This is a genomic window from Amycolatopsis sp. NBRC 101858 (genome assembly GCF_030269325.1).
Taxonomy (GTDB): domain Bacteria; phylum Actinomycetota; class Actinomycetes; order Mycobacteriales; family Pseudonocardiaceae; genus Amycolatopsis; species Amycolatopsis ponsaeliensis.
On record NZ_BSTD01000001.1, the window covers coordinates 2568279 to 2585979 of the forward strand.

The 17701-nt window shown below is 70.9% G+C and carries 19 protein-coding genes; 11 read left to right on the top strand and 8 right to left on the bottom strand.

Going from position 1 to position 17701, the window contains the following annotated elements:
• Positions 1 to 17: 17 nt before the first annotated feature.
• Positions 18 to 905: an aminoglycoside phosphotransferase family protein gene (locus QSK39_RS12500; protein WP_285477756.1), complete on the top strand. Its 888-nt coding sequence runs from the start codon at positions 18 to 20 to the stop codon at positions 903 to 905.
• 211 nt (positions 906 to 1116) lie between these two features.
• Here QSK39_RS12500 and QSK39_RS12505 read toward each other — a convergent pair whose 3' ends face one another.
• From QSK39_RS12505 to QSK39_RS12520, 4 genes are all read right to left on the bottom strand, one after another.
• A complete protein-coding gene (locus tag QSK39_RS12505) occupies positions 1117 to 2145 on the bottom strand; it encodes a CopD family protein (protein ID WP_285477757.1) in 1029 nt (342 codons plus the stop codon).
• Positions 2146 to 2148: 3 nt separating this feature from the next.
• Positions 2149 to 2700 (bottom strand): copper resistance CopC family protein, encoded by a 552-nt coding sequence (locus tag QSK39_RS12510; RefSeq protein WP_285477758.1) that lies wholly within the window; start codon positions 2698 to 2700, stop codon positions 2149 to 2151.
• A complete protein-coding gene (locus tag QSK39_RS12515; RefSeq protein WP_285477759.1) occupies positions 2701 to 3465 on the bottom strand; it encodes a YcnI family copper-binding membrane protein in 765 nt (254 codons plus the stop codon).
• 75 nt (positions 3466 to 3540) lie between these two features.
• Positions 3541 to 4083, bottom strand: coding sequence for a hypothetical protein (locus QSK39_RS12520; protein WP_285477760.1), 543 nt, complete (start codon positions 4081 to 4083; stop codon positions 3541 to 3543).
• A gap of 252 nt (positions 4084 to 4335) precedes the next feature.
• Here QSK39_RS12520 and QSK39_RS12525 point away from each other — a divergent pair, with 252 nt between their 5' ends.
• Genes QSK39_RS12525 through QSK39_RS12540 form a run of 4 tightly spaced genes read left to right on the top strand, consistent with a single transcriptional unit; the run spans position 4336 to position 7883 of the window.
• A complete protein-coding gene (locus QSK39_RS12525) occupies positions 4336 to 4983 on the top strand; it encodes an ABC transporter permease (RefSeq protein WP_284743350.1) in 648 nt (215 codons plus the stop codon).
• Positions 4976 to 6142: an ABC transporter ATP-binding protein gene (locus tag QSK39_RS12530; RefSeq protein ID WP_284743349.1), complete on the top strand. Its 1167-nt coding sequence runs from the start codon at positions 4976 to 4978 to the stop codon at positions 6140 to 6142. The genes QSK39_RS12525 and QSK39_RS12530 overlap by 8 nt, the downstream gene beginning before the upstream one ends.
• Positions 6139 to 6918: an ABC transporter permease gene (locus tag QSK39_RS12535; RefSeq protein WP_285477761.1), complete on the top strand. Its 780-nt coding sequence runs from the start codon at positions 6139 to 6141 to the stop codon at positions 6916 to 6918. The genes QSK39_RS12530 and QSK39_RS12535 overlap by 4 nt, the downstream gene beginning before the upstream one ends.
• Positions 6915 to 7883, top strand: coding sequence for a glycine betaine ABC transporter substrate-binding protein (locus QSK39_RS12540; RefSeq protein ID WP_285477762.1), 969 nt, complete (start codon positions 6915 to 6917; stop codon positions 7881 to 7883). The genes QSK39_RS12535 and QSK39_RS12540 overlap by 4 nt, the downstream gene beginning before the upstream one ends.
• Positions 7884 to 7937: 54 nt before the next feature.
• On the opposite strand, the gene QSK39_RS12545 is transcribed toward QSK39_RS12540, so the two are convergent.
• Complete coding sequence (locus QSK39_RS12545) at positions 7938 to 8399, bottom strand: DUF6474 family protein (RefSeq protein ID WP_284743346.1); 462 nt, start codon at positions 8397 to 8399, stop codon at positions 7938 to 7940.
• A 90-nt stretch (positions 8400 to 8489) separates the two neighbouring features.
• Here QSK39_RS12545 and QSK39_RS12550 point away from each other — a divergent pair, with 90 nt between their 5' ends.
• The 3 genes from QSK39_RS12550 (at position 8490) to QSK39_RS12560 (ending at position 11507) form a co-directional block, all read left to right on the top strand.
• Positions 8490 to 10130 carry a TM0106 family RecB-like putative nuclease gene (locus QSK39_RS12550; RefSeq protein WP_285477763.1) on the top strand — a complete coding sequence of 547 codons (1641 nt, stop codon included), beginning with the start codon at positions 8490 to 8492 and terminating at the stop codon, positions 10128 to 10130.
• Positions 10131 to 10211: 81 nt separating this feature from the next.
• On the top strand, positions 10212 to 10841 hold the full coding sequence (locus QSK39_RS12555; RefSeq protein WP_285478008.1) for a PadR family transcriptional regulator: 630 nt from the start codon (positions 10212 to 10214) through the stop codon (positions 10839 to 10841).
• Between the two features lie 6 nt (positions 10842 to 10847).
• Positions 10848 to 11507: a class I SAM-dependent methyltransferase gene (locus QSK39_RS12560; RefSeq protein ID WP_285477764.1), complete on the top strand. Its 660-nt coding sequence runs from the start codon at positions 10848 to 10850 to the stop codon at positions 11505 to 11507.
• 41 nt (positions 11508 to 11548) lie between these two features.
• On the opposite strand, the gene QSK39_RS12565 is transcribed toward QSK39_RS12560, so the two are convergent.
• Positions 11549 to 12307 (bottom strand): SDR family NAD(P)-dependent oxidoreductase, encoded by a 759-nt coding sequence (locus QSK39_RS12565; RefSeq protein ID WP_285477765.1) that lies wholly within the window; start codon positions 12305 to 12307, stop codon positions 11549 to 11551.
• A gap of 142 nt (positions 12308 to 12449) precedes the next feature.
• Here QSK39_RS12565 and QSK39_RS12570 point away from each other — a divergent pair, with 142 nt between their 5' ends.
• The 3 genes from QSK39_RS12570 to QSK39_RS12580 are packed head-to-tail and all read left to right on the top strand — an operon-like array spanning position 12450 to position 16066.
• Positions 12450 to 13754, top strand: a complete 1305-nt coding sequence (locus QSK39_RS12570) for a UDP-glucose dehydrogenase family protein (RefSeq protein WP_285477766.1) — start codon at positions 12450 to 12452, stop codon at positions 13752 to 13754.
• Positions 13755 to 13773: 19 nt separating this feature from the next.
• Positions 13774 to 14271, top strand: coding sequence for a VOC family protein (locus tag QSK39_RS12575; protein WP_285477767.1), 498 nt, complete (start codon positions 13774 to 13776; stop codon positions 14269 to 14271).
• A 28-nt stretch (positions 14272 to 14299) separates the two neighbouring features.
• The gene (locus tag QSK39_RS12580; protein WP_285477768.1) at positions 14300 to 16066 is read left to right on the top strand and encodes a gamma-glutamyltransferase family protein; all 1767 of its coding nucleotides are present in this window, start codon (positions 14300 to 14302) and stop codon (positions 16064 to 16066) included.
• Between the two features lie 219 nt (positions 16067 to 16285).
• On the opposite strand, the gene QSK39_RS12585 is transcribed toward QSK39_RS12580, so the two are convergent.
• Together QSK39_RS12585 and QSK39_RS12590 are read right to left on the bottom strand one after the other, a co-directional pair.
• Positions 16286 to 17167 (bottom strand): VOC family protein, encoded by an 882-nt coding sequence (locus QSK39_RS12585; RefSeq protein ID WP_285477769.1) that lies wholly within the window; start codon positions 17165 to 17167, stop codon positions 16286 to 16288.
• Positions 17160 to 17684, bottom strand: a complete 525-nt coding sequence (locus tag QSK39_RS12590; protein WP_285477770.1) for an RNA polymerase sigma factor — start codon at positions 17682 to 17684, stop codon at positions 17160 to 17162. The genes QSK39_RS12585 and QSK39_RS12590 overlap by 8 nt, the downstream gene beginning before the upstream one ends.
• Between the last annotated feature and the right edge of the window lie 17 nt (positions 17685 to 17701).

Genomic DNA, 17701 nt, shown 5'->3' on the forward strand with positions numbered 1-17701 from the left:
CCGAAGGCGCCGGCGTCTTGGACGGCCGGTTCACCTCCGGCAAGCTGCGTGGCGTACTGGCCGAGACGTGCGCGCTGCTGGGTTTCGACCCGGCGGGCGCGCGGCTGCTGCGATTCACCAACAACGCGGTGTACGCGCTGGTCAGCGCACCTGTCGTGATCCGGATCGTCGGCTCGACCCGGCTCCGGCACCGCGTCGAAACCGTGGTGCGCGTGGCCCGGCACTTCGAACGCCACGACGTCCCCGCGATCCGGCTGCTCGGCTCCGTGGAGCAGCCGCTGCCGGTCGGCGGGCACCTGGTGACCGTCTGGCACCAGGTGCCGAGCATCGGCCGGCCGGCGACGTCCCCCGACCTGGCCCGGCTGCTGCGGCAGGTGCACGCGCTGCCCGCGCCCGACGGTCTCGCCGAGTGGGCGCCGTTCGCCGCGGTGCGGGCCCGGGTCTCCGACGCCGAAGAGCTCACCGCGGGCGACCGCGAGTTCCTCCTCGACCGCTGCGCCGAGCTCGAAGCCGCGCTGGCCGAGCTGGAGTTCCCGCTGCCCAGGGGCCTGGTCCACGGCGACGCCTACCCGGGCAACGTCATCCCCGGTCCGGACGGTCCGGTGCTCTGCGACTTCGACTCGTCGTGCGTCGGCCCGCCGGAGTGGGACCTGACGCCGCTCGCCGTCGGCCGTGAGCGGTTCGGGGACCCGGCGGTGCGCTACCGGACGTTCGCCGCGGCGTACGGCTTCGACGTCACGTCGTGGCCCGGGTTCGCCGTGCTCCGGGCTATCCGCGAGCTGAAGCTGACGACGAGCGTGCTGCCCATCCTGCGCAGCCGGCCGCGGGTGCGGCCCGAGCTCTACCGCCGTTTGGACGATCTCCGGAACGGCCGGACGGACTCACGGTGGACCCGTTACCGCTGACCGTGATCTGTCACTTCGTGTGACCGGCGCCACAATCTGCACGTGCATTCGACGACGGCAAATGACCGTTCGTCGCTTCCGAAATGCGGTCAGCTCTGGGTAGAAAGTTCGGTCCGACAGGTCGCCCCCAATGGTCTACCCCTCATCCCAATGCGCAAGTTGCAGCTACTCGCCGTGACCTAAGACCGGCTCTACCAGCGAGGAAGGGCTTTCAGGACGCGACGACCGGCGCCCGCGTCAGCACCACGGCGAAACCGAACGCCAACCCCATGACGGTCAGCTCGAGCGTCGCCCACGCGGCGAGCGCCGTCCGGTTGTGCCGGACGATCTGCGGCATCAGCCGCCAGCGGGTGTACGCGCCGAGCAGCGCGATGACGCCGGTGCAGAGGAGCTTCAGGACGAAGAGCTGCCCGTACGGCGTCGTGAAGATCGCCGCCCAGAACCCGATGGTCGGGTTGAGCGAGATCTCGACGAGCCCGTTGAACAGGCCGGTCGCCGCGGAGAGGACCAGGCAGAGCGTCGCGAGCTTCGAGAACCGGGGCAGCGCGTGCGCCAGCAGCGTCCGGTTCGCGACGAGGAGCACGGTCATCGCGCCGAGGCCGCCGGTCCAGGCGACGGCGCTCATGACGTGCAGCTCCATCGAGATCATCGTGTAGTCGTGGTAGTTCCAGTTCGACGCGTGCCCGGTGACCGGCAGCGGCAGCAGCGCGAACAGGCCGAGCCCGACCCGGACCTCGGCGGGCACCTTCTCGCCGAAACGCAGGGCCAGCGCGCCGATCCCGGCGTGGACGAGCGCGAGCACGGCGACGATGACGAGTGCCTTGCCGGCGCCGACGGCCGCGATGTAGTCCCCGATGTCGCCCGGCGAGAGCGTCGACGAGCCCGGCTTGAACTCCGCGGTCTGCAGGATCAGCGCGACGACCGCGGTCGTGGCCCAGACGAGCGCGGCCGCGACGCCGGCCGGCCGGGCCAGCCGCATGATCGGCTCGGTGAGCTTCGGCCGGTCGTAGCCGACGAGCACCGACAGCAGCGCCAGGCCGATGGTCGTGACCGCGGCCAGATCGAGCAGCACCCGCACGATCGGGATGCCGGCCGAGACCACCGCGCTGGGCTGCACCACGCCGGGGACCGGGGTGGTGGCCATGAGCGCGACGCCGATCAGGGCGCCGAGCAGGCCCGCCGTCACGACGCACAGCAGCGTCGAATAGCGGGGTCTCGCGGTGGTCTCGGCCTGGGTCATCGCTTACTTCTTCTCTTCGACGGCCTTGCCGCCCGAACGCAGGGCCACGGTCAGCCCGATCGCCAGCAGGACGACCGCGCCGGCGATCCAGACCCAGATCGGCACGCCGGTCGAGCCGGACTGCGGGGCGGCGGACGACGAGCTGCCCGGCGACTTCGCCGCGTCGACGGTCGCCGGGGTGCCGGTGCCCGCCGCGGTGAGCGTGAACGTGAGCTCACCGGTCACCGGGTGGCCGTCCGCGGACAGCACGCGGTAGCCGATGGTGTACTTCCCGGCCGGGCCGAGCGGCCGCAGGGGTGCGCTGATGACGTTGTTCACCACGCTGATCGGTCCTTCGGCCCACTGGCCGCCGCCCGGTCCGGTCACCGCGATCTGGTTGACGTCCGCACCCTGCACGTACTGGTCGAACGTCAGGCTGACCTTCTGCGGGCCGGCGGCGACGGACGAGCCGTTCGCCGGGTCCGAAGAGATCAGCACGTTGTGCGCCAGCGCCGTGGTGGCCGTGCCGAGCACGGCCACCACCGTCAACGCCAGCGCGACGAGCGCCTTCCGCATTTAGCTGTTGCCTCCCGGCTTCGCCGTGGCCTTGCGGGCCCGGATGGTGGCGCCGGCCCCGACGCCGAGGCCGACGGCGCCGACGAGCAGGCCGGCCCCGCCGAGCCAGCGGGCCGTGTTGTCGGACGTCGCCGCGGCGGCCTGGGTGTGTTCGCCGGTCGTCGACGCCGTGTCCGCCGACATCCCGGCGTGCTCGTCACCTTCGGCGGCCTTCGCGGCCAGCTTCACGGCCGGGGCCGGGTGTTCCGGCTCCTCGCCACCCGCCGGCGTCGGCTGGTTCCAGTCGACGACCTTGCCGTCGCTGTAGGTCTGGTGCGCGGGGAACTCCACCTGGTCCACATTGGTCGGCAGCGGGCCGAAGCTGACCTCGAACTCCTGGTAGTTCACGGCCTTGAGCTCGCTGCCCGGCTGCGCGGTCCACGTCACCGCGGTGACGGCTTCGGTGATCTGGGTGCCGTTGTCCTTGGTGATCGGGGTCGGCAGCTTCGACTTCGTGACCTCGGCGGTCCAGCCGGGGACGGGCTTGGTGCGCACCGAGCCGATGCCGTAGTCGGCCTTGAAGTCGACGGCGACCTTCGTGGTGGTGACGGGGTCCTTCTCCTCGCTCGGCACGCGGAACACGATCGCCGCGTACCCGCCCTTGGTCGGCTGCGGGCCGTAGACGTTGGCGGTGACGTGCGCGGAGGCGACGCCCGTGCCGAGGAGACCGGCGACACCGATGGTGGCGGCGAGGAAACCGGCGCGCTTGAAGACGTGCTGGGACATGGGTTCACTCCTGATGAACTCAAGAAGGGGACGGCTCGGTTCGGGGACCGGCCGGTGAGGGGGATGAGCTGGGGTTCAGGAGTGGACAGGGGGGCCGCGCCGCCCGCGGATCCGGCGCAGGTCGACGCCGACGAGGTGGCTCGGAGCGTCGACGCGCACCGGGACGAGCGCGGGGGCCGCCGGGACCGGCAGCGGGGTGAGCAGCCGCGGCAGGATCGCGCGCAGCACCGCGAGGACGGTGAGGAGCATCGCGTCCGCGCGGGCGAGCAGGAGCGCGGTGACCAGGGTCGCGACCGCGTGCGCGGCGACCATGCCGAGCCCGGTGCTGCCGGGCATCGCGTACATGTCGTGGTGGCCGGCGAGCGTGGTGAGCAGCAGGTGCATCACGAGCTGGGCGGCGCCGAGCAGGGCGATCGTGACGACCGTCCCGCGGGCCTTGCGAGCCAGCGCCGTCGTGGTCCAGCCGAAGAGGCCGGCCAGCAGCACGGTCATCGCCGGGTCGGGCAGGCCGCCGTCGGCGAGCCGGTGCGCGGTCACGGAGAGCACCCCGGCGCACACGGCGAGCGACATACCGCGGGTAGCGCCGAGCGCGGCGGGACGCCGGGCCGGAACGCTCATGAGGAGCAGCCTAAGGGACCTGCTCCCGGCTGAACGTGTGATCCCGTGAAGTGAGCACACACCCGGTTCACGGCCCGCGCCACGCCGTGGTTCAGGTCATTTCTTGCCGATCACGCTCGGAAAGGCCAAGGTTGGCGGAACCGGTAGGCCGAAACGGGGGTTTGGTCCGGCGTCGCGCTGGGTACTGAGCCGTCGGTCAGGAACTAGCCCGATCGGGTGAAGGCCTGCGCAAAGGCGGGAGAGCGGACACGGATGAACCTCTTCGACTACATCTCCGACCGGGCGAGCAAGCTCTGGCTGGAGGCTTACCTGCACACCAGCATGGTGGTGCAGTGCACGATCCTCGCGGCGGTGCTCGGCGTGCTGATCGGGGTGGCGGTCTACCGCAGCCCGATCGGTTCGGCGGTGGCGACCGCGCTGGCGAGCACGATCTTGACGGTCCCGTCGTTCGCCCTCCTGGGCCTGCTGATCCCGATCTCCGGGCTCGGGCCGACGACGGCCGTGATCGCGCTGGTGCTCTACGGCCTCCTGCCGATCGTCCGGAACACCATCGTCGGGCTCGACGGCGTCGACCCGGCGATCACCGACGCCGCGCGCGGCATCGGGATGAGCCGCTTCGGCGTGCTCACCCGGGTCGAGCTGCGGCTGGCCTGGCCGGCGATCCTCACCGGCATGCGGGTGGCGACGCAGATGCTGATGGGCATCGCGGTGATCGCCGCCTACGCGAAGGGTCCGGGCTTCGGCGCCGAGGTCTTCTCCGGGCTCACGAACGCGGGGAGCACGAACTCCCTGAACCAGGCCGTCACCGGCACGGTCGGGGTGGTCATCCTCGCCCTGCTGCTCGACGGCATTTACGTCCTGATCAAGCGTTTCACCATCTCTAGGGGTGTCCGTGGCTGAGAACGAGGAAGTCTCCGGCGTCGAGATCGAGCTGGAGCACGTGACCAAGCGGTACCCCGGCACCCGCGAAGCGGCGGTCGACGACTTCTCCATGGTCGTGCCCGCCGGCAAGATCGTGGTCTTCGTCGGCCCGTCCGGCTGTGGCAAGACCACGACCATGCGGATGATCAACCGGCTGGTCCAGCCCACGTCCGGCCGGATCACCATCGGCGGCGACGACGCGCTGAAGCTCGACGTCGACACCCTGCGCCGCCGGATCGGCTACGCGATCCAGCAGGCCGGCCTGTTCCCGCACTTCACCGTCGCGCAGAACATCGGCGTGGTGCCCGGCCTGCTCGGCTGGGACAAGAAGAAGGTCAACGACCGGGTCGAGGAGATGATGGACCTGGTCGGGCTGGACGCGGGCGACTTCCGCGACCGCTTCCCGCGCCAGCTCTCCGGCGGGCAGCAGCAGCGCGTCGGCGTCGCGCGGGCGCTCGCCGCGGACCCGCCGGTGCTGCTGATGGACGAGCCGTTCGGCGCGGTCGACCCGATCACCCGCGGCAACCTGCAGGACGAGCTGCTGCGGCTGCAGAGCGAGCTGAAGAAGACGATCGTGTTCGTCACGCACGACTTCGACGAGGCCGTGAAGCTCGGCGACAAGATCGCGGTGCTCGGCAACCAGTCGTCGATCATGCAGTACGACACGCCCGAGGCGATCCTGGCCAACCCGGCGAACGACACGGTCGCCGGCTTCGTCGGCGCGGGCGCGTCGCTGAAGCAGCTGACGCTGCTGCGGGTCCGGGACGTCGAGCTGGCCCAGGACGCGCTGACCGCCGGGGTCGACGAAGACCCGGCCGAGCTCCGCAAGAAGCTCGAAGACCAGCGCAAGCACTTCGCGCTGGTGCTGGACGCTCGCCGCCGGCCGACCCGCTGGGTGCACGCCCGCGACCTGACCCCGGGTGCGTCGCTGGCCAACGCGGGCAAGCCGCTGCGGGACATCGTCAGCCTGCAGTCGACGCTGCAGGACGCGCTCGAGGCGATGCTCGCCGAAGGCGGTTCGGTGCCGGTGACCGGCGCGCGCGGCGAGTACGCGGGCACCATCCAGCTCGACACCGTGATCGCGACCATCCAGCAGCTGCGCGAGGAGCACACCAACGGCGAAGAGGTGTCCGCATGACGGCTGCCGTCGATACCGGTTTCAGTACCGAGTCCGGCTCCAAGCGCGCGGAACGCGTCCGGCTGTTCGCCCAGCCCGTCGTGGTGCTCGTGATCGTCGCCGTCACGCTGATCTGGGTGTTCTCCAGCGGGCTGACCGCGACCGAGAAGGAGACGCTCAACGCGTCGTCCTTGTTCACGGCGCTGGGGGACCACGTGCTGATGACGCTCGTGGTGACGGCGATCGTCGTACTGGTCGCCGTGCCGCTCGGCGTGATCGTCACGCGGCCGTGGGCGCGCTTCCTCGCGCCGATCTTCCTGGCCATCGCGAACATCGGCCAGGCCGCGCCCGCGCTCGGCGTGCTGGTGCTGTGGTTCATCGTCACCGGCGCGGTCGGCGGGCTGTGGGTGGCGGCGCTCCCGCTGGCCTTCTACTCGCTGCTGCCGGTGCTGCGGAACACGATGGTCGGCATCCAGCAGGTCGACGAGTCGCTGATCGACGCCGGCCGCGGCATCGGGATGTCGGCGACCGCGGTGCTGTGGCGGGTCGAGCTGCCGCTCGCCGTCCCGCTGATCCTGGCCGGCCTGCGCACGTCGCTCGTCCTGGCCGTCGGCACCGCGACGTTCGGCATGTTCGTCAACGCCGGTGGGTTCGGGCTGCTGATCGACACCGGCTACAAGCTAAACCTGACCTCGGTGCTGGTGACCGGCTCGGTGCTGGCCGTCGCGCTGGCGCTGCTGGTCGACTGGCTGGGCGCGGTCGCCGAACAGTTCTTCGGACCGAAGGGGCTGCGATGAAACTCCGGCGCATTACGGCAGTCCTCGGCGCGGCCGTGCTGGGCGTGACCCTCTCGGCGTGCGGGCTGACGCTCAACCAGGGGTTGCCGTACGACATCCAGCCGGGCACGATCCAGCCGATCCCGTCGCTGCAGGGCCTGAAGGTGACGGTGGGGTCGAAGGACTTCACCGAGAACATCATCCTGGCGTACATGGCCGAGATGGGCCTGACGGCGGCCGGCGCGGACGTCGTCGACCTGTCCGACATCAAGGGCTCCAACTCGTCGCGGCAGGCGCTGCTGTCCGGCCAGACGGACGTCACGTGGGAGTACACCGGCACGGGCTGGATCAACTACCAGGGCAACGAGCTCCCGGTGCCCGGCGGCGAGAAGGCCCAGTACGACGCGACGGCCAAGGCGGACGAAGAGAAGTTCGGCGTCAGCTGGCTGAACTACTCGCCGCTCAACGACCAGTACGCGTTCGCCGTCACCGAGGAGTACGGCGCGAAGAACAACCTGAAGACGACGTCGGACCTGGCTGCGTTCCTCAAGCAGAAGCCGGACCAGAACGTGTTCTGCCTGGAGACGGAGTTCACCAGCCGCCAGGACGGCTTCCCGGCCGCGGTGAAGGCGTACGGCTTCCAGAACTCGAAGATCGAGAACTTCGGCATCGGCACGATCTACTCGGCGGTGGCCAGCGGCACCTGCCCGGTCGGCGAGGTGTTCACCACCGACGGCCGGATCTCCGGGCTCAACCTGCGGGTGCTCGAGGACGACAAGAAGGCGTTCCCGCAGTACAACGCGGTCGCGACGCTGCGCACCGAGTTCCTGAAGGCGCACCCGGACATCCGCGGCCCGCTGGAGAAGATCAGCGCGGCGATCGACAACGAGCAGATGGTCCAGCTGTGCAAGCAGGTGGACGTCGACGGCCAGGACGCGGGCAAGGTCGCCCACGACTGGATGGTCTCGAAGGGCTTCGTGAAGTAGCCCGGACCGAAACGGCCCCCGGTGCGCGCACCGGGGGCCGTTTTCGTTTCCGGGTCAGATGCCCAGCCGGTTGAGCAGCTTGCCTTCCAGCCGCTCCAGCTCGCCGGCCACCGCGCGGTGCACGGCCTTGCGCCGCGCCGCCGGCATCCGCTCCGCCGCTCGCACCGACGCCGACAGCTGCTCCAGCGTGCTCAGCGACTCGCTCACGAACGTCTTGTCCGCCGCCGACGCCTTCTCCGACTTCTCGAGGTCCCGGCACCCGTCGGCCAGCCCGGCGATCCGGGCGTGCAGGGCCGCGCCGCGACCCGTGTAGGACCCCAGCTGGTCGACCGCGACGCCGAGCTTGCGTGCCTGGTAGCGGTCGTACAGCTCCCGGGCGGAGCCCGCCGCGCGCACCGCGAACGGCGCGACCACCGGGATCACGACGGGGCCGAGCACCTTCGCCACCGCGACCGCGTTCTTCGCCTTCTTGGGGGTGAACCTGGCTTCACCCTCGACCTTGGCCTTGCGCGCCATGGCACCTCCTGCGACGTGTCGAGGTCGAACTTACTGGTCGCCCGGGTGGCGGGCATGTCGGCTCGGCGGTGGGAATCTAGAGTGATCTCCATGAAGGGCGAGGTGGTACTCGACGCGGGAGCGGTGAGCCGCTGCCGCCGTCGCGTGCACCTGGAGCACGACCCGGCGATGCGCGAGGTACCGCTTTCCCCGCCGGACCCCACCGCGCAGCAGCGGATCGACGACGCGGCCGCCCACCGCGAGGACATCGTCACGCGGCTGATGGCGGCCAACCCCGGCCACTGGGTGAAGATCGGCCGCGACCTCCCGGCCCACGAACGAGTCGAGCGCACCGAACAGGCTTTCGCCGCCGAAGCGCCCTACATCTGGGGCGCGCTGCTGCCGGTCGACCCGGCCGGGCACCGGCGCGGCGGCATCGACCTGCTCGTGCGCACGGGCCGCGGTTACGTCCCCGTGCTCGTCGTGCGCCACCGGATCTCCGACCGCGGCACCGGCGCGATCGTCACGGACCTGACCGACCTCGACCCGGCGCACCGCGGCGCCGACGAGAGCCGCAAGGTCCGGTCGCAGCCGCGTGACCAGCTCCGGCTCGTGCACATCCGCCGCATGCTGCAGACGCTCGGGCAGGCCGACGAGAGCCTCACCCTCGGCGGCGTCATCGGCCTCGACGCCGACGTCGTCGTCTGGCACGACCTCACCGCGGGCACCTGGCCGGGCGGGCGCAGCGCGCTCACCGAGTACCAGGTCCGGTTCGCCGACCGCCTCGCGATCGCCAGCGCGGCCGCGAACGGCGAGGAGCCGCTGGCCGAGCCGTCGCGCGTGCTGGAGTGCCGCCGCTGCCCGTGGTGGCCGACGTGCGAGGTGGTGCTCACCGAGACCCGCGACGTCAGCCTCGTGGTCCGCGGCGAGGACGCGGTGGAGCTGCGCCGCGCCGGCGTGTCCACTGTGGACAAGCTGGCCGCGCTCGACCCGGCTGGCGAGGCGCCGGAGATCAACTGGACCGGCGTGACGTTCCCGGACGCCGTCGTGCTCGCCCGCGCCTGGCTCGCCGACCTGACGCTGGTGCGCCGCGTCGACCGCGTCGAGGTGCCGCGCGCCGACGTCGAGGTCGACGTCGACATGGAGAGCTTCGGCGACGCCGGCGCGTACCTCTGGGGCTGTCTGCTGACCGGGGCCGACATCGGGCTGGCGCCCGGCTACCGCGCCTTCGCGACGTGGGATCCGCTGCCCACCGGCGACGAAGCCCGGTCGTTCGCCGAGTTCTGGGCCTGGCTCACCGACGTCCGCGAGCGCACCGAGGCGGCGGGGCTGACGTTCCGCGCGTACTGCTACAACGCGCTTGCGGAGAACCGCTGGCTCTTCGGGTCGGTCGAGCGCTTCGGTGACTACCCCGGCGTCCCCACGAAAAAGGAAATCCAGTCCTTTGTGGACTCCGAGGAGTGGGTCGACCTCTTCCGCAGCGTCACCGACCAGTTCCTGTGCTCCCAGGGCAAGGGCCTGAAGGTGATCGCCCCGGTCGCCGGGTTCGCTTGGCGCGACCCGGAGGCGGGCGGCGAGGCGTCGATGCGCTGGTACCGCGACGCCGTCGGCATGGACGGCGAGACGCCGGACGCCGGCCAGCGCGAGCGGCTGCTGCGCTACAACGAGGACGACGTCCTGGCGACCCACGCGCTGCGGGAGTGGATCGACGCGCGGGCACAGGCCGAAGTGCCGTACATGTTCGATCTCTGAGTAGTTCGTCGACTAAGACACTTGCCTGCTGGCACGTCTTGCGTATACTCGTCTGCGAGTACTCGTGAACGAGGAGTCGACATCAAGAAGCGGAAAGTCGCCAGCATGCTGGGCCTGGCCGTGTTGTCCGTCGCGCTGGAACGCGCGATGCACCCGTACGAGATGGCGGCCGTGCTGAAGGAACGCGGCAAGGACGCCGACATGCCGATCAAGTGGGGCTCGCTCTACACGGTCGTCGCGAACCTGGAAAAGCACGGCTTCCTGGAGGCCGTCGAGAGCGTCAAGGACGGCGGGCGGCCCGAGCGGACCGTCTACCGGATCACCCCGGCCGGGCGGGCGGAGTTCGAGGACTGGGTCCGCGAGCTCGTCGGCACGGTCGAGAAGGAGCCACCGCCGTTCCGGGCCGGGCTGTCGATGATCGGCATCCTCGGCCCGGACCAGGCGATCAGCCGGCTCCGGGAGCGGCTCGCCCAGCTCGACGAGCACGTCGAGGCGCAACGGGCGGCCCTGGAGCAGCTACGGCCGTTGATGCCGCGGCTGTTCCTGGTGGAGGTCGAGTACGACATCGCGATGACGGAGGCCGAGGGGCGCTGGGTGCGCGGCTTCCTCGAAGAACTGACCACCGGCGCCCTGCCCGGCATCGAGGCCTGGCGGCGCTTTCGCGAAACCGGCGAATTCCCGGACGACCTGGGGGAGTTCGTGGAGAGGTAGGAACCGATGGAGACGACCCGCAAGCACCGCGTGCCCGAGATGGAAGGTTTCCAGGCACGCTGGTACGCCAAGAACCGCGGCACCGAGCCGCAGCTCGCGCAGTACCGCCGGCAGGCGGTCGAGGTCACGTCCGGGCTGCCGGACGGCGCCGACGTCCTGGAGGTGGCCCCCGGGCCGGGCTTCTTCGCCGTCGAGCTGGCGAAGCGCGGCTTCCACGTCACCGGGCTCGACATCAGCCACACGATGGTCGAGATTGCGCTGGAAGAGGCGCGCAAGGCCGGGGTGGACGTCGACTTCCGGCAGGGCGACGTCACGCACGCGCCGTTCGCCGACGAGTCGTTCGACTTCCTCGTCTGCCAGGCCGCGTTCAAGAACTTCCGGCAGCCGGTGGCCGCGCTGAACGAAATGCACCGGGTGCTGCGCCCGGGCGGGTTCGCGGTGATCCACGACCTGAACCACGAGGCCACCGGCGCGGACATCGGCCGTGAGGTCGCCGGCATGAACGTCGGCGCGGTCGCCGGGTTCACCGTCCGGCAGACGCTGGGCTGGCTGCGCCGCCGGGCGTTCACCCGGGAGCAGTTCGAGGCGCTGGCCGCGGAGAGCGCTTTCGGTGGCTGCTCGGTGACGGCCGACGGCGTCGGCCTGGAGGTCCGCCTCACCCGCTGACCACGACCGCCGGGGCACCTGGGGGTGCCCCGGCGGGACGGTCAGCGCGGGGCCATCCGCAGCGAGCCGTCCATGCGGACGACCTCGCCGTTGAGGTAGTCGTGGTCGATGAGCGACAGCGCGAGCTGCGCGTACTCGTCCGGCCGCGCCAGGCGCTTCGGGAACGGGATGCCGGCGGCGAGCGTCGCGCGGAACTCGTCGCTGACGGTCGCGAGCATCGGGGTGTCGACGATGCCCGGCGCGATGGTCAGCACGCGGATGCCGTGCGAGGCCAGGTCGCGGGCGGCCGGCAGCGTCAGGCCGACGACCCCGCCCTTGGACGACGAGTAGGCGACCTGCCCGATCTGGCCGTCGAAGGCGGCGATGGACGCGGTGTTGATGACGACGCCGCGGGCGTTGTCCTCGAGCGGCTCGGTCTTCGCGATCGCTTCGGAGGCGATCGTCAGCACGTTGAACGTGCCGACGAGGTTGATCTGGATGACCTTCGCGTACAGCGCGAGGTCGTGGCGGCCCTTCTTCGACAGGATCCGCGCGGACGGCCCGATGCCGGCGCAGTTCACCACCGTCCGCAGCGGCACCCCCGACCCGGCCGCGGTCGCGACGGCCGCCTCGACCTGCTCGACGTCGGTCACGTCGGCCTCGACGTAGGTGATGCCGTCGACCTGCTCGGCCTTCTCGATGGACGGCGCCAGGTCGAGCGCGAACACCCGCGCGCCCTTGGCCGCGAGGGCCTTCGCCGTCGCCCCGCCGAGGCCGGACGCGCCCCCGGTGACGAGCGCCGCGGTGTCGGTGATCTGCATCTGTGCGGTTCCCTTCGCTGCTCTGACTCCGGACACAGGTTAACGCTCGTTCGCACGGGCGATTCGTGTCTTCGCTCACCGCTTTCGGGTACGACCGGTTCCGTTAGCGTCGTGGTCAACTCCGGCTGTCACCTTCAGCACCATGACACCAGCTCGGATCGTGGTGGTAGGTACCGGTTACGTCGGCTTGACCACGGGGGCCTGCCTGGCCGGTCTGGGTCATTACGTCACCTGCGTGGACGTCGACCGCGCGAAGGTGTCCCGGCTGAGCGCGGGGCGCGTCGACATCCTCGAACCCGGGTTGACCGACCTGGTCGCCCGCGGGATCTCGGCCGGCCGTCTCCAGTTCGTCGTCGGCGCGCGCGACGCGGTCCGCGACGCCCAGGCGGTGTTCCTCTGCGTGCCGACGCCGATGGGCGCGGGTGGCTCCGCGGACCTGCGCGCGGTCGAGGCGGTGGCCGCCGAGATCGGCGACGTCCTGCCCGCCGGCTGCGCGCTGGTCACCAAGTCGACCGTGCCGGTCGGCACGTCGAAGCGGATCGAAGAGATGCTCGGCCGGACCGACGTGCCGGTGGTGTCGAACCCCGAGTTCCTCCGCGAAGGCACCGCGGTCGCGGACTTCCTCGGGCCGGACCGGATCGTCGTCGGCTCGGACGATCGCGCGGCCGCGCACTGGGTCGGCGAGCTGTACGCCGAGCTGGACGCGCCGGTCGTCGTCGCCGACGCCGCCAGCGCCGAGTTGGTCAAGTACGCCGCGAACTGCTACCTCGCGCTGAAGCTGTCCTATGTGAACTCGATCGCCGAGCTCTGCGAACGGCTCGGCGCGGACATCGACCTCGTCACCGAAGGCATGGGCCACGACCGCCGGATCGGCCGGACGTTCCTCAAACCCGGCCCGGGCTGGGGCGGCTCGTGCCTGCCGAAGGACACGAGCGCGCTGGTCAAGGTGGCCGAGTCGGTCAACTACGACTTCCGGATGCTGACCTCGGCGATCGACGAGAACATCGCCCAGCGCGACCGGATCGTCGCGAAGATCGCCGGCGCGGTCGGCGGCACGCTGGCCGGCGCACGCATCGGCGTGCTGGGCCTGGCGTTCAAGGCGGGCACGAACGACCTGCGCGACTCGCCCGCGCTGGCCGTGTCGTCGGTGCTGTGCGCGCTGGGCGCCGAGCTGATCGCCTACGACCCGGCCATCGATGGCGGCATCGACGGGATGACCGTGGTCGACGACGCCTACCAGGTCGCGAAGGACGCGGACGCCGTCGTCGTGCTGACCGAATGGGCCGAGTTCAAGCACCTCGACTGGGCGGCGATGGCCGAGCTCATGGAGGGCATCGACGTCGTCGACACGCGCAACCTGCTCGACCCGCGGGTGATCGTCGACGCGGGGCTGTCCTGGCAGGGCGTCGGGCGGCCGCGGGCGGCGGCGCGAATCAAGGTTTCCTGACGCGCTTCGCTTGGCTAGGGTGATCGGCACGGCATCGCGTGTCGGTCACCGGCTGGGTGAGGCATGGAGGTGGCGGGAGTGCCCCGGAGGCATTTCACTCGTGTCGGTATCCGTTTCCGTTGAATTGAACCACCTGATCGTCCCGTCCCGGAACAACCGGGAATCCGCCGAATTCCTGGCGAACCTGCTCGGCCTCGAAGTCGGGGAGGAATGGGGTCCCTTCATCCCCGTCGAGACGCGCAACGGCGTCCGGCTGGACTTCGCGACCATCCCTGAGCAGGACCTTCGCCTGCAGCACTACTGCTTCCTGATCCCGGAGGACGACTTCGACGCCGTGTTCGCGCGGCTCGTCGAAACGGGCGTGACCTACCACGCCGATCCGATGGGGAAGCAAATCGGCGAAATCAACCACAACCACGGCGGCCGGGGAGTCTATTTCCTCGACCCCGGCGGCAACGGGATGGAAATCATCACGCAGCCGTACGAACCGGAACGGCGTCGCCCGGCTCGCTGGTAAGTTCCTTAGCTTTGCGTACTATCGGGGCATGTTCACGACGAGGCCCGAGCTGGCCGGCACCTTCGGGATGGTGGCATCGACGCACTGGCTGGCTTCGGCCACCGGCATGGCGGTGCTGGAAGACGGCGGCAACGCGTTCGACGCGGCGGTCGCCGCCGGGTTCGTCCTGCAGGTCGCCGAGCCGCACCTCTGCGGCCCGGCGGGCCAGGTACCCGGCCTCTTCGTGACGGCGGACGACCCGACCCCGCGGGCGCTGGCCGGTCAAGGCCCGTCGCCCGCGGGGGCCACGCCGGAGCACTTCGCCTCGCTGGGGTTGGACCTCATCCCGGGCAGCGGCCTGCTCCCGGCGACCGTCCCCGGCGCTTGGGACGGCTGGCTCCTGCTGCTTCGCGACTACGGCACGAAGTCGCTTCGCTCGGTGCTGTCGTACGCGATCGGCTACGCGCGCAACGGCGTCCCGCTGGTGCCGCGGGTCGGCGACACGATCCGCGCCGTCGAGCGCCTGTTCGTCGAGCACTGGCCGACGTCGGCGTCACTCTGGCTGCCGGACGGCAAGCCCGCGTCCGGCCTGCACCGGAACCCGGCCCTGGCGGACACCTGGGAACGGCTGCTGAGCGAGGCGGAGTCCGTCTCGGGCCGTGAAGCGCAGATCGACGCGGGACGTCGTGCCTGGTCACAGGGGTTCGTCGCCGAAGCGATCGAAGCGTTCAGCCGGACGGCGTTCCGCGACGACTCCGGCCGCGACCACGCCGGCCTGCTGACCGGCGAAGACCTGGCGTCGTGGTCGGCGTCGTACGAGGACCCGGCGTTCGTGGACGTCGACGACTGGCGCCTGGTGAAGATGGGCGGCTGGACGCAGGGGCCGGCGTTGCTGCAGCAGGCGTTGCTGATGCACGGCTTCCGCGACGAGCTGTCCTATGTGGACGGCGTGCCCTCGGAACGCACGGTGCACCTGGCGACCGAAGCGGCGAAGCTGGCCTTCGCCGACCGCGAGGCCTGGTACGGCGACACGGACGTCCCGCTGGACGTGCTGCTTTCGGCGTCTTATACGGATTCCCGGCGTTCTTTGATCGGTGACACCGCCTCCGCCGAACTCCGTCCCGGAGACGCACGCGGCCCGGCCCGCCTCCCGGCGATCCTGGACTCGCTGCAGGGTGTGAAAGCGGAAGGCGGCGCGACGGGCGAGCCGACGGTCGGCCCCCAGGGCGCAACCCGCGGCGACACGGTCCACCTCGACGTCGTCGACGCGGCGGGCAACCTGGTCTCGCTGACCCCGTCGGGCGGCTGGCTGCAGTCGAGCCCGACGATCCCGTCACTCGGGTTCTGCCTCGATTCGCGCGGCCAGATGTTCTGGCTGGAACAGGGCCTGCCCAACTCGTTGGCGCCCCGCAAGCGTCCCCGCATCACGCTGTCGCCATCCCTGGCCCTGCGCGACGGAGTGCCGACGCTGGCCTTCGGCACTCCGGGCGGCGACCAGCAGGACCAATGGCAGCTGTGCTTCTGGCTGGCCCACGTGTACGGCGGCCTGAACCTCCAGGAGTCGATCGACTCCCCGGCCTGGCACACGACGGCGTTCCCGAGCTCGTTCTACCCGCGCTCGTGGAACCCCCGCGAGCTGGTGGTCGAGTCCCGCCTGGGCGCGTCCACTTTGGACGCCCTCCGCTCTCGCGGCCACCAGCTCGTGGACGCCGGAGACTGGGCGTTGGGCCGGTTGTCAGCGGTCTCCCGCTCGGACGGCCTCCTGCACGCGGCGGCCAACGCCCGCGGAATGCAGGGCTACGCGGCGGGTCGCTAAAGCGTCAGCGAGGCCCAGCCACCGTTAAAAGCGGTCTTGCCGGCACGGCCAAGCTATCCACATCGACCGCGGCTATCCACAGATTTGCCGCAGCAGCCCTTTCCGCGCTCCCAGTCCGGCCGGGGCCAGGCCGACGAGCCGAGTTCGAGCCACAACCGCCACCCGGCGGCCATGCTTTCGAGTGTGCGCCCGAAAGCACGACCCGGCGGATGGGATTCCTCACTTCGCGGGCTGCTCCCAGAGCCAGAACTCGATGCCCTGGTTGTCCGTGCAGTCGGCCGTCGTCCCGTACGGGTGGTGCTCGATCTCGCCCGCCCGGCCGCCCTGCTCGCGGACTCGCGTCAAAGCCGCCGTGAGGTCGTCCACCGCGTACATCAGCTTCCAGCCGACCTGGCGATCCCCGGCCCACAGGCCGCCTTCGAGGCCCGGGCCCGAGAACGACCACGCGTCCGAAACCGAACCCGGCGTGAACTCCCAGCCCAGGACCGCGCCGTAGAACGTCTTCGCGGGCTCGGCCTCCGGGACCTGAAACGTGAAGTACATGGCCTCGCCCGGCTTCGACACCGGCGCCGGCGCCGGTGTTGCCTGGGAGACCAGCCAGCGCTGGCCGAACGGGTCGCGGAACGAGCCGCCGCGGCCGTACGGCGAGTCGCTCACCGCGCGGATCAGCGTTGCGCCCAGCTCCAGGGCCCGGGTCACGCTGACGTCCACGTCCGGCACCTCCACCCGCACCGACGCGCCCCCGCCCGACGCCGCGACGTGCCCGATCTCCGGGTACTCCTCGGCGAGCATCAGCACCGCGTCGCCGATGGCCAGCTCGGCGTGCCCGATGCGGCCGTCGTCCATGAGGATCGGCTCACCGCGACGGGTCGCCCCGAAGACGTCGACGTAGAAGTCGAGCGCGGCGCGCGCGTCGGACACCGCGAGGTACGGCGTCAGCGAGCGCAGTTCGGCGGCGGTGGCCGGCGCCTCGGAAGTGGTCGTCATATCGGCTCCGTTCAAGATGACGCGACGCAGGTTGTCGCGCAGTTCGGCGGCGAAGTCCGGGTCGGGGGCGACCCGCTCGGAGGGCCGGCGAAGCGCGTCGAAAGGCTCAGGCATCGCGACCCTCCTTCTCCTCGTAGGCGCGCCGGAACGCGGCACGGGCCCGCACGAGCAACGCCTCCGTGGCGTGCACGCTGCGTCCCAGGTGGCCGGCGACCTCGGGCACGCCGAGGCCGTCGACGTACCGCAGGGTCAGGGCCGCGCGGTGGTGCGACCCGAGGGATTCGAGCACCTGTCTCGCGCGCAGGGCGTCGAGCCGCTCGTCCCACGGGTCGTCGACGTCCGGCGCACTGTCGTGCACCAGCCGCAGCCCGCGTTCCTCACGTTCTTTGCGCCGCCAGTGGTCGGCGAGCTTGTGCCGGGCGACGCCGATCAGCCACCCGGTGCTCACTGGAGGTGCGTACTCCTTGCGACAGGCGGCGACCGCCCCGAGGAACGTCTCGGACGTCAGCTCCTCGGCGAGCGTGCGGTCGCCGCACCGGGACAGCAGGTACCCGTAGACCTCCGGCAGCGCGGTCTCGTAGAGCCCGAGCAGCGCGAAGGCCGGGTCCGGTCGTACCCGCGGTTCCGTCACACCCTCATAGTCGTCCG